Raw genomic sequence first — 13,328 nt, forward strand, 5'->3', positions numbered from 1 at the left:
CTTTGTAGTGGACGTTTTTTTGTTTTGTCAACAATACACTATTACCTTTACTCAAAATCTAAAACTATGAATATGCTCTTTACAACTTTACAAACCATCAATACGCTTATTTTTCTTGGCATCTCAGGCATTCATTTCTATTGGGCATTTGGTGGAAAACTCGGCGTTAATGCTGTCATTCCCGAAATGGAGGGAAAAACCGTTTTCAATCCTCCATTTTTAGCAACGATTGGCGTTTCTGTTGCCATGTTAATTGCCGCTTGGGTATCATGGACACCCAATGGAAATACCAATAACAACATTTTAATTTATGGCAATCTTGGTATTGGCATCATTTTCTTAATTCGTGCCATCGGTGATTTTAAGTATGTGGGCTTTAGTAAAAAAGTAAAAGGGTCGGTTTTTGCCAAAAACGATACTCGTTATTATTCTCCTTTGTGTTTGGTTATTTCTACAATTGGCTTTTTTGTTTATCTGACAATCAAATAAGACTTCTATATTATCAATCGAAAGCCTTACTTTTTAAATAAAATACTACTTAGATGAGTAGTATTTTATTCTATCCAACACAAATCCTCCACAATCCTCAAATCGAAAAAATAAGTATAAATACACTTCTAATATTGAATTAGAGGTATATATTCCTTTCTCTGAAAATCTCAATACAGGTTTCTTTTCCTCCAAAAAAATGTAAAAATCTCAGTTTCCTTTAGTACAAAATATAATTTTGAGAATATAAATTTTGAATTATCGAACAATCGTATTCTACAATTTGGTGGGTTTTTAATTGATGATTAAGTTAAGATTAAGTCTTAATATCACTCAATTAAACTAAAATTGCTCATGAAATCATTTATACTCATTTTATTTCTAAGTTACTTAAGTATAACCACTTACGGACAGAATCGCAAGATTACAGGTCGAATAACTGAAGCCGAAAACAGTTCTACCATCATTGGTGTGAGTGTTTTATTAAAGGGAACAAACACTGGCTCAACTTCGGACAAAGATGGTTCATTTTCTCTCAATGTACCCAATTCGGGAGGCATATTGGTCATATCTTTTGTTGGTATGGAATCTCAGGAAATTCCTATTACAAGTCAGACCAATTATCTGGTAAAACTCAAACCAGATACCAAACAGTTAATGGAAATCACGGTGACTGCTCTTGGTTTTGAACAAAACAAAGATGTTCAAGGAGCAACCTCCTCAAAAGTGACTGGACTTGCCATTGCCCGCACGGGTGAGGCTGGCGTTATTAATGGCTTAGCAGGTAGGGCTGCGGGTGTACAAATATCTCGTTCCTCTGGCGACCCAGGTGCTGGTTCATATATCCAAATTCGTGGACAAAGTACCATCACGGGTGATAATCAACCACTTGTCATTATTGATGGTATTCCGATGAGTAACAGTAGTATTGGGGAAAATGCAGGTGGTGTACGTCAACAGTCTCGTCTGAATGACCTCAACCCAAATGATATTGCCAATGTTGAAATTCTTAAAGGGGCAGCGGCAGCAGCCTTATGGGGTTCAAGAGCCGCCAATGGCGTGATGGTAATTACCACCAAAAAAGGAAGAAACAGTACAAAACCAGAGATTTCATTCAGCTCAACGGTTTCATTTGATAAAGTAAACGTACTGCATCCACTACAAACTAAATTTGGACAAGGAATTAACGGTGTTTTTAGCCCAACCTCCTCTACTTCTTGGGGTGATAAAATTGAAAATCGCTCAGGTGGTGCTGATGAATATAATACCACAGGACAATATTTTCAAGCCCTTGATGGTACAAAATATTACCCCATTACTAAAAAGAATTCTAAGGAAATCTTCAATGACCAACGCCTCGACCAAGTTTTTAGAACAGGAATTTTTGTTGATAATAACCTAAGTATCAGCGGTGGTAATGACCAAAGTACGTATTATATAAGTTTTGGAGATTTGAACCAAAAAGGAATTATTCGTGGACAAAGCGATTATCGTCGGACAACATTCAGACTTAATGCTGACCGAAAATTTGGCGATATTTTCTCAGTTTCTACTAAAACATCTTACATCAAATCGGTATCCAATCGTATCCAAACAGGTTCAAACGTAAACGGTTTGTATTTAGGAATGGTAAGAACACCTGCCGATTTTGATGATACTGATTATCAAGGATATTATTATTCATCTCCAAGTGCCGCACCTGCTTTTCGCCAACGTTCTTATCGTCGTTATTTAGGAAATGATAACCCTATTTATGATTCTCCATTATGGGTAATTAATGAATTAAAAAACCCAACGGTTGTCAATCGTTTTCTTACAGCTACTGAATTGAATTTTAAACCAACCAAATGGTTTGAATTGAAGGCTCGTGGTGGCGTAGATTCCTATACAGACGAACGCCAATCTTATTTTCCAGTTGGGTCTGCGGGAAGTGCATTTACAGGAAGTTATCAAGAAGAAGTCATCAAAGAAACTGAGTTGAACTTTGACCTTATCGCACGGGTTACCAAAGACATTTCTCCTTCAATATCAGGAACTTACATTGCTGGCTGGAACGTAAACAATAGAGATTACCTCAATTTAGGATATTCTATGGTAAACTTTTTGATTCCAAACGGCCCAAAAGATGCCAGTAATGCTACCGCAGCTAATAGAACTCCTTTTGATACTGAACAAAGAATACGCACCACTCGTGTATATGGAACTACTAATTTTGGATTTAAAGACCAAATATTTTTGAACTTAGGAATTGCCGCAGAGTCGGGGTCACCATTCGGAGAAAAGACTAATCGTACTTTCCTTTATCCATCGGCTGATTTAGCTTGGCAATTTTCAAAACTCAGCACTTTCAAAGATTCTAAAGCATTAAGCTTTGGTAAAATCAGAGGTTCTTATGGAATTGTGGGAGTTCAGCCACAGCCTTATCGTACCACTACCGATTTCGTAACTGCTGAATTTACAGGCGGTTGGGGCGGTACTACCAGTGGTGTTGCTTATGGCAATGGAGCTTTTGTTCAGTCGGCTCAACAAGGTGACGCATTCTTACGTCCAGAACGCAAAACTGAATGGGAAATTGGTACAGATTTACGCTTTTTATCAGACAAACTCACTTTAGGTTTTACTTATTATCAGAACAAAATCAAAGATTTATTATTGGAAGTTGCCGCCTCACCAAGTACAGGTTTTACCAGCCGTTACACCAATGCGGGAACAATGTCTAACAAAGGATGGGAAGGCGAAATTTCTGCTGATGTTTTCCGCCAAGACGGTTTAGATATTCAATTAGTCGGAAATATTAGTCAAAACATCAACCGAGTAGAAGATTTAGCAGGAACCGACCAAATTGTTTTAGGAGGATTCAGCACACTTACCAGTTCGGTAGCGAAAGTTGGCTATTCATTATCAGCACTTTATGGAGGAACTTATCTCCGCAAAACAGATGGTAGCTTAAATTTGAACAGTAATGGTTTTCCACAATTAGCCCCAACTTATGGCGTTATTGGTGACCCAAATCCTAAATATCGTGCAGGTTTTGGTACTAATATTTCTTACAAAAACTTTACATTGAATGTACTTTTTGAAACATTTCAAGGCTCAACTTTCGCCCCAAATACACAAGCCGTTTTATATAATTTCGGGACTCATGCAGATGTTGGAAATGAAGTGCTTATCCCATCGGGTGGTTTGAAAAACTACGACGGAAAAGTTTTTGAAGCAGGACAAACGGTACGTGGTAATATCAAAGATTTCGGAGCAGGCCCTGTACTATTAGACCAAGCTTGGTACACCACATTAGGACAAGGTTTCAGTGCCTTACAAGAGCAATTTATGGTAGATGGAAGTTGGACACGCCTTCGTGAAATGACTTTAGCTTACAACTGGAAAAGCCCTTGGTTGAAAGACAAACTTCGCTTGAGTTCAATCAACTTTTCTGCAACAGGACGTAATTTATTCCTTTTCACCGACGTAGTGGGAATTGACCCTGAAACTTCACTGAATGGTACTGGAAATGGTAGAGGACAAGATTATTTCAATAATCCAGGTTCAAAATCTTTAGTTTTCTCGGTGAGAATCAATTATTGAGTAGAACTGTATTATTTGGCGTACAACCGCTGACAGGGCAAAAAAGCCGCCGTCAGGGTTACGACAACAAACCCTGACGGCGGCTTTTCGCCCTGTCAGCGGTTAAAAACTAAGAATCCGCCAAATAGTATATAAATCCGTTATTACTTAGTCCAATCAACTTTTAAATTAAGAAATCATGAAAAAATATATTTCACTATTAATACTGACCATCACTCTATCATTGTCTGCTTGCGAGACAATTGTGAGTGACCTCAACGAAGACTTAAACAACCCTACCGATGCACCCGCTGAATTAATGTTTACGGGAATTGAACTCGCAACCGCTTCTGTTCATGAAGGTTATAACTCCTTATTATCAAGTATCTGGTCGGGCTATTATTACGGATACGACCGCCAATGGGCTGATTTTCATGTATATAACGTAGCAGGTTCTTATTTTGACGGTATGTGGAGTAGCAGTTATTACGGAATTCATAGAAATGCTCGTTTGATTTTACAGAAAATAGAACCGTCAGGCATAAAAGTAATGGCAGGTATGACCAAAGTTATCATGGCACATAATTTAGGAACAATGACTGCTCTTTATGGTGACATTCCTTTTACACAAGCGGCACAATTAGAAGAATTCCCAAGTGCCAAATACGACTCTCAGGCGGATGTTTATGCAGGAGTACAAAAATTATTAGACGAAGCTATCAAAGACCTTGAATCGGGTGTTGGTATTCCAAGAGCAGGAACTGATATTTTATTGGGAGGTGACCCCAAAAAATGGATAGAAGTAGCCTATACTTTAAAAGCTCGTTTTTATATGGATACCAAAGAATATGCCGCCGCCGCAACAGCATCTGCCAAAGGAGTAAGCAAAGCGGTCAATTCAATGTATTTTCCACATGGTAGCATTCAAAATCAAAATCAGAATTTCATTTATAACTTCTTGGCAGTAAGCCGTATTGGCGATGGAGCAGCCGTGACGAAAGCGAATGAGCCATGTTATTTATTAAAAATAATTGACCCAACACTTACAGGTTCGTATCGTGGAAATGCCAAAACTGATGAAACCGCTCGTTTCAATTTCTATTATTTACGTCAAGGTGTAAATGTGGCAAATCGAGTTGAACCTAATACCGTCAAACGTTCAAATATCGTTGGATTTATGAGTATTGATGCACCATTCCCTTTAGTAACTTTCCAAGAAAATAAACTTACACAGGCTGAATTGTCTGCTCGAAGTGGTAATTTTTCAGACGCTCTTAAATATTTGAATGAACATCGTGCTTTTATGAATACTGGCGGTGGATATATCAATAACGTAACTGCGTCTAATTTTTCATACAAATATTTACCCTACGAAGACAAAGATTTTGAAGCAGGTGGAATGGAAAATACCGCAGGAATTCCTAAAAATGATGCTCTATTACGTGAAATTTTAGAAGAACGCTACGTAACTTTTTACTGCCAAACTTTAGGTTGGAACGATGAACGCCGTAACCGCACAAGTGCCGTTGGCGTTAAACTTACACCCAATGCGGGAACAAAACTCCCTTGGCGTTTTATTTATTCACAAAATGAAATCAATGGTAATCCACTGGCACCCAGACCTGTACCTGGCGTTTTTGACAATATGACCATTTACAAGTAGATTATTTTCCTATAATTTAAACGCAGGTAGGAGTCAAAACCCTGCCTGCGTTACTCCAATAGCCTTTTTGGGAATTCCTTTTACTACTTGCTCAACTCATAAATCCCTCTCCCATGCGACTCCTACCACTGCTTATTCTCTTGCTTAGTGTTCGTATAGTAGCCCAAAAATTAGATGCGAAACCAATAACCGTTAATGAAGGGACTAATATCGCCTTGGCACTTTCACCCGATAACAAAACCATTGCGTTTGATTTACAAGGCACAATTTATACGTTTCCAATAACGGGCGGAACGGCAAAACCTCTCACTGATGGCATGGGTGACGACCGCCAACCACATTGGAATCCCGACGGACAAAGCATTGTTTTTCAGTCATATAAAAGTGGAAATTATCATATTTGGCGTGTACAAAAAGATGGAAAAAACCTTCAACAACTCACCACTGGACCTTACGACCACCGTGAACCATTTGCTTCGCCAGATGGGAAAAGCATTATTTGTTCTTCCGATAGAAATGGAAATTATGATATTTGGAAATTGACCCTTGCCACAGGTGAAATGACCGCATTGACTACCAATGCTGACCAAGATTATACGCCAGCTTATTCTCCTGATGGAAAAAGTATCGCCTTTGCCTCCAACCGAACCGAAGGAGCAGGCATATATTTGAAATTAGGAAATGAGACCGAAAAACTACTCGTACCCACGGGAAAAGGCATCCCCAATGCCCCTGCGTGGAGTGCTGACGGTAAATATGTTAGCTATCAAGTAGCTACTGGAAGCCAAACGGCATTGATGTCGGTGGAGGTTTCTTCGGGCAAAATCGTACAACTCAGCAAAACAGGCGACGATGTTTTTCCATTTAGAGCCTCGTGGCTGCCCGATGGAAGTTTCATTTATCCTTCTGACGGAAAAGTAAAACTACAAATGCCCAACGAAAAGTCAACAAAAGATATTCCATTTCAAGCAACACTCACAGTAAGTACGCCCATTTATAAACGAAAAACCTATGATTTTGACGGAATTACAAGCAAAAATGTCAAAGGAATTCGTTGTCCAGTTGTATCTCCCGATGGCGAAAAAGTAATTTTTGTGGCTCTCGGAGACATTTGGCTACTCACCATTGGGCAAGCTAAACCAACCAAACTTACTGATGATATTTATTACGAAACAGACCCAACATGGTCGCCAGATGGAACAAAAATTCTTTTTTCTTCCGACCAATCAGGGAATATGGATTTATATACCTTAGAACTTTCTACTAAAAAAATTACCCAAATCACAAAAACTAATGAAGACGAAAATCAAGGGTCATGGCTTGCCAATGGCTCTAAAATCGCATTTTTGAAACAAGGTTTACGCAATACGCTCGGTTTAGGAACAACTTTACAAATTATGGATTTAACCACAGGCGAAACCAAAGCGGTACACAAACCCATGTTTTTGCCTGGACAACCCAGTTGGTCACCCAATGGAAAATTGGTTTTAATGGCAGCCTTAGATGCCTATTCGTCCAAATACAGAGAAGGTGTGAGTAAATTTTTATTAGTCAATGCCGAAAGTGGTAAAGCCCAAAGTTTAACAACGCCTTTCCCCAACCAAACAATGGCGATGCGGTATAGAAATGGTCCAATTTGGTCGCCCGATGGCACAAAACTCGCTTACGTAAAAGATGCCCTTTTGTGGGTTATTGACGTAACAGAAGATGGACAATTTATTGGAAAACCTCGTGCAATTACCTCCGAATTAGCCGAAGCCCCAACTTGGACGGGCGATTCTAAATCAATAGTTTATATAGCAAGCGACCATCTTCGTAAGGTAAATTTGACAGATACTTCAAAAATAAATATTCCACTCGCATTAACTTGGACAAATGCCAAACCCAAAGGCATTATAGTTATTCATGCAGGAAGATTATTTGACGGTAAAAATGAAAAATTGCTCACAAACATGGATTTAATTGTAGAAGATAGCCGAATAAAAGCGATACAACCGCATCAAATAGCTTATCCAAGCCATTACAAAAAAATAGATGCTTCTAACCTTACCGTAATGCCCGGTCTTTTTGAAACGCACGCCCACTTAGATGCTCAATTTGGTGAGAAAACAGGAAGAATTTGGTTGGCTTATGGCATAACAACTGTTCGAGAACCAGGTTCTGACCCTTACGATGCCGTTGAACAACGAGAATCATGGCATAGTGGAAAACGCCCTGGCCCTTTTCATTTTTTGACGGGGCCATTAACCGATGGCGGAAGAATTTATTACAACATGGCAACAGCTATTGGCTCAGAAGAACAACTTAACTTAGAACTCAATCGAGGAAAATTATTAGGCTACGATTTCATCAAAACCTACGTCAGAATGCCCGATAACTGGCAGAAAAAAATTACTGAATATGCCCATCAAAATGGAATGGCGGTTTCTTCTCACGAGATATTCCCTGCCACAAGATACGGTGTTGATAACGTAGAACACATCGGGGCAACCAGTCGGCGAGGATATTCTCCCAAAATCACAACGGCAGGTAAAAGTTACGACGATATGATTCAAATTATCAGTAAGTCTAAAATGGTAATTACGCCCACATTAGCACTTTCAGGTGGATTTTGGACTTTAATTTCAAAAGATACTACTCTATTTGACACGCCACAATTTAAACAGATTTATCCTGCTTATTATCGCACGGCGATGCTCGAAACTGCCAAACAAATGCAAGGGCAACCTTTACCCATGATAGCCACTTATAGCAACACAGGTAAAACGCTAAAAAAACTTTGGGATAACGGAGCCGTAATTACCAGTGGAACAGATTCCCCCATTATGCCTTATGGAACAAGTCTGCACGTCGAAATCTGGAATTATGTAGAAAGTGGATTAAGTCCTTTTCAAGCACTACAAACCAGCATGATAAACGCTGCCAAATCTTTAAATGTAGAAAAAGATTTGGGAAGTTTAGAAGTAGGAAAAATTGCCAATATTAGTATTGTAGAAGGTAATCCACTCAAAGATATTCATGACACCCAACGAGTAAAATATGTACTAATAAATGGCAAAACTTACACAATTGATGAATTGATGAAACGCCCTTGATTGAATTCAAGCAAAAAATACCATTTTAGGAAAGACATCCTCTATCTGATATTCCATCATAATAGAGGATGTCTTTTGCTATTTCACTCATTACCAAAGTCAATAACTATGGCTCGCTCAATTTTGCATTTACCCAAGTTTACAAAAAGATATTGCACATAACTTTTGTATTTAACTAAGAATCAGTAATTTTGCACCCTGATTTATTGGGAGGATTGGGTTTTGTAACAAAAAAAAATTTTTTAATTTGTTACGTCCTAAAATTCAACCGTTTAAATAAAGATAAAAAACAAATAATCAACATATTTACAATGGCACGTGATTTAAAGTACACAAGAAACATTGGTATTGCTGCCCACATTGACGCAGGTAAAACAACAACCACTGAACGTATCCTCTATTATGCTGGTGTGAGCCACAAAATTGGTGAAGTTCATGATGGAGCTGCAACAATGGACTGGATGGAGCAAGAGCAAGAAAGAGGTATTACTATTACTTCAGCTGCAACAACTGTTGGCTGGAAATACAGAGACGAAGATTACCACATTAACATTATTGATACTCCTGGTCACGTTGACTTTACCGTAGAGGTAAACCGTTCGTTACGTGTACTTGATGGTCTTGTGTTTTTATTTAGTGCTGTTGATGGTGTTGAGCCTCAATCAGAAACTAACTGGCGTTTAGCGAACAACTACAACGTAGCTCGTTTAGGTTTTGTAAACAAAATGGACCGTTCTGGTGCTGACTTCTTAACAGTTTGTCGTCAGGTGAAAGAAATGTTAGGTTCTTACGCTGTGCCTTTACAATTACCAATCGGTGCAGAAGATAAATTTGAAGGCGTAGTTGACTTAGTGAACTTCCGTGGTATCAAATGGAATGAGCATGATAAAGGAATGACTTTTGAAGTTGTGCCAATTCCAGAAGATATGTTAGAAGAAGCAACAGAATACCGTGAGAAATTATTGGAAGCAGTTGCTGAATTTGATGAGTCATTGATGGAGAAATACTTCGAAGACCCAGAATCAATCACTGAAGATGAAATGTTAGCTGCTCTTCGTGCTGCTACAATTTCAATGAAAATTGTTCCAATGCTTTGTGGTTCTTCTTTCAAAAACAAAGGAGTTCAAACAATGCTTGACTATGTGATGGCTTTATTGCCTTCACCAATGGACAGAGAATCAACAATCGGAACTGATCCACGTACAGATGCAGAAATCGTTCGTCACCCTACGGTTACTGACCCTTTTGCTGGTTTAGCATTCAAAATTGCAACTGACCCTTACGTAGGTCGTTTATGTTTTGTTCGTGCTTACTCTGGTGTATTAGAAGCTGGTTCTTATATCTTGAACAACCGTTCTGGAAACAAAGAGCGTATTTCACGTATCTTCCAAATGCACGCAAACAAGCAAAATTCTATCGAAAGATTAGAAGCTGGTGATATTGCGGCAGTTGTAGGTTTCAAAGACATCAAAACAGGAGATACTTTATCTGACGAAAAACACCCAATTGTTCTTGAATCAATGGTGTTCCCTGAGCCAGTTATTGGATATGCAATTGAGCCTAAGAAATCGGCTGACCAAGATAACTTCTCTAAAGCTATCGGTAAATTGATTGAAGAAGACCCTACATTAAAGGTTGAATCAAACGAAGAAACTGGTCAGACTATCATCAAAGGTATGGGTGAGCTTCACCTTGAAATCATCATCGACCGTATGCGTCGTGAATTCAAAGTAGAAGTAAACCAAGGAGCTCCACAAGTAGCTTATAAAGAATCGTTGACAAAAACTACTGAACACCGTGAAGTTTACAAAAAACAATCAGGTGGTAAAGGTAAATTTGCCGATATCGTATTCGAAATGGGACCTCGTGAAGATGGTAAAGAAGGTTTAGAATTCATCAACGGTATTGTTGGTGGGGTTATTCCAAAAGAATTTATTCCTTCAATCCAAAAAGGTTTTGATGCTGCCATGAAAAATGGTGCATTAGCTGGATACCCAATGGATTCAATGAGAGTAAGATTATTCCACGGTTCTTTCCACGATGTCGATTCAGATGCGTTGTCATTCGAATTAGCAGCGAAAATGGGTTACAAAGAAGCAGCGAAAGCAGCAGGTGCAAAATTGATGGAACCTATCATGTCAGTTGAAGTAGTTACTCCTGACGAATATACAGGACCTATCACTGGTGACATGAACCGTCGTAGAGGTATGATGAAAGGTATGGATGCTAAACAAGGTGCTCAAATCTTGAAAGCTGATATTCCTTTATCAGAATTGTTCGGTTATATTACTGACTTACGTACTATGTCATCTGGACGTGCTACTGCAAACTTAACTTTCTCTCACTACGAATTCGTTCCGCAAAACATCGCTGACGAAGTTGTGAAAAAAGCTAAAGGTTTGTAAGAACAACGATATAGAAAGATAAAAGGGTTATCTACGTAAGTAGATAACCCTTTTTATTTTAAAATAATGTAAATTAGTATCTTAAATCCTAAAACTGTATTCCAAGAGTACAATATTAAAGAATAGTGTAAATTATGCATATTATATCACTCAATATAAAAAACTTTAAATCTTTTCAAAATGTACTAATACATTTTAATCCAGATTTGAATATCCTTACGGGCGTAAATAATGCAGGGAAAACTACAGTATTGGAGGCAATTTCATTATGGAATGAATGTTTCACTAAGCTAATTAGAGAAGCGAAACGTTCGGTTTCAAACTATAAAACAGGAGATTGGACACTTGGGAATACACAAGATAAATATTTTAGATTTGATGAAATAAATAGTGTAAGAAGTCCCAATGCTGAAGATATTTTTTATAATAGGAATAAGAAGAATAAAATAGAAATAGCCGCAACCATTAATAATGGTACTGATAATTTAGAAATACGCTTTAAAATAAGCGACTCTGGTGGAAATTATATTATTGAGTTAGACAACTTTACATCTTATAATTTTACAAAATTTAATGCTTTTTTCAGAAATCTTCCTGAACCTTTGGGCTTATTCTATTCATCCCCAGTCTCTTCTATTCCTCAACAAGAAAATTTTGTGACTGACCCACAAATAAAAGATGCCATTAAAACCAGAAATTCAGTTGCTGTTTTAAGAAATAGAATTTACAGGTTATATCAAACACCTCGTTTCCAAGTATTTCAAAGTGATTTGTCTTTTATTCTCTATAATACAACATCTTCATATTTGAAAATCGTTAATAGAAGTGATATACAGAGAAATCCAAGTGTACAAATTGACTTTACTATCGGAAACCAAGATGTAGAAAAAGATATCGCTCTTTTAGGCAGTGGCTCGCTTCAAGCAATCGAAATCCTGTTAAATATATATCAACAAGGTGATGAAAGAAGAGACTTAAATATCATTTTATTAGATGAACCAGATAGCCATATTCACAGAGATATTCAAAAGAGACTAATGATAGTCCTAACGAGGTTTTCTAAGAATAATCAAATTTTCTTTTCAACTCATAATGAGTCTTTAATAAGAAGTGCATCTCACAAACACTTATTTCATTTAGATGGACAATCTGAAGCGGAAATAAAAAGTATAGATAAAGGAGTATTAAATAAAATAGGAATCCCACACTTTTCTGGCATTTATCCTTCACAAATAAATCCATTAATAAGAAGTTTAGGAAGTACCAGCGGACTTGACTTCATCAATGCCATTGAATCAGACAAATTAATTTTTGTAGAAGGTGAAGATGATGCAAAAGTTTACGCTCAGCTATTACAACAAATCATTGGGAATGATAGTAGAAAGTTTATGTTCTGGGTTTTGGGAGGAATAAGCAAGGTTTTTGAAAATATCCAAAGTTATAAAAAGGTGTTTTCTGAAATAAAAAATGGGAAAACCTTGTGGGAGAAATCATACCTCATCTTTGACAAAGATGATTTGACTGATGACCATAAAGATTTATTTGTCTTAAAGTTAAAGGAAAAATTAGGCTTAGGAGCGTTCTGTTTCAGTGCTTATACTCAAGAATCTGTGCTATTTACTGATTTATTAATTTTGACAAAATTATTGTCAAAATGGATAAATAATAAAACTGAACAGTTACCTAATGAAAATGAATTACTTGAAAATATTGGGAAAGCTTACATTAACATTGAAAATGTATTGAAAGCGAAATACACCGAAGATTATATTAAATCGGATAATTGCTACAAACAATATAGAGGTAGATTCATTGATAAGACAAAAGTTGCATTCAATTCAACATCTTCAATCATTTCTTTGAATGATATTCAATTGTTTAGTGCTTTAACAACCTATTACAATCAAGTAATTGAATCAGGTAATTATTACAAATTAATGACAAAAGAACACGTAGAAATGGTTATAAAAGAAGCTCTAATCCCATATAATATCCCATTTTTTATTGAAGAAGATTATTTTGATTTGATTTCTTTTGCCGATAAATCTTTGTGGTTTAAGGAATGGGACTTTTTAAGAGAAATTTAATTAATGAAACATAAAGCCCATCATAAAA

General features: G+C 37.2%; 6 protein-coding genes. All 6 read left to right on the forward strand.

Annotated elements, in window-relative coordinates:
* The first annotated feature begins 66 nt into the window (after positions 1-66).
* The 6 genes from VB796_RS10610 (at position 67) to VB796_RS10635 (ending at position 13,300) form a co-directional block, all read left to right on the forward strand.
* Positions 67-489, forward strand: a complete 423-nt coding sequence (locus VB796_RS10610) for a DUF3995 domain-containing protein (RefSeq protein WP_323346512.1) — start codon at positions 67-69, stop codon at positions 487-489.
* A gap of 354 nt (positions 490-843) precedes the next feature.
* The gene (locus tag VB796_RS10615; RefSeq protein ID WP_323346513.1) at positions 844-4,071 is read left to right on the forward strand and encodes a SusC/RagA family TonB-linked outer membrane protein; all 3,228 of its coding nucleotides are present in this window, start codon (positions 844-846) and stop codon (positions 4,069-4,071) included.
* A 178-nt stretch (positions 4,072-4,249) separates the two neighbouring features.
* Entirely contained in the window at positions 4,250-5,713 is a 1,464-nt protein-coding gene (locus tag VB796_RS10620) for a SusD/RagB family nutrient-binding outer membrane lipoprotein (RefSeq protein WP_323346514.1), read from the forward strand.
* Between the two features lie 113 nt (positions 5,714-5,826).
* On the forward strand, positions 5,827-8,808 hold the full coding sequence (locus VB796_RS10625; RefSeq protein ID WP_323346515.1) for a DPP IV N-terminal domain-containing protein: 2,982 nt from the start codon (positions 5,827-5,829) through the stop codon (positions 8,806-8,808).
* 311 nt (positions 8,809-9,119) lie between these two features.
* Entirely contained in the window at positions 9,120-11,213 is a 2,094-nt protein-coding gene (gene fusA / locus VB796_RS10630; RefSeq protein ID WP_323346516.1) for an elongation factor G, read from the forward strand.
* Between the two features lie 134 nt (positions 11,214-11,347).
* Positions 11,348-13,300: an ATP-dependent nuclease gene (locus VB796_RS10635; RefSeq protein ID WP_323346517.1), complete on the forward strand. Its 1,953-nt coding sequence runs from the start codon at positions 11,348-11,350 to the stop codon at positions 13,298-13,300.
* Positions 13,301-13,328 lie beyond the last annotated feature (28 nt).

It is taken from the genome of Arcicella sp. LKC2W, from assembly GCF_034931005.1.
GTDB lineage: Bacteria > Bacteroidota > Bacteroidia > Cytophagales > Spirosomataceae > Arcicella.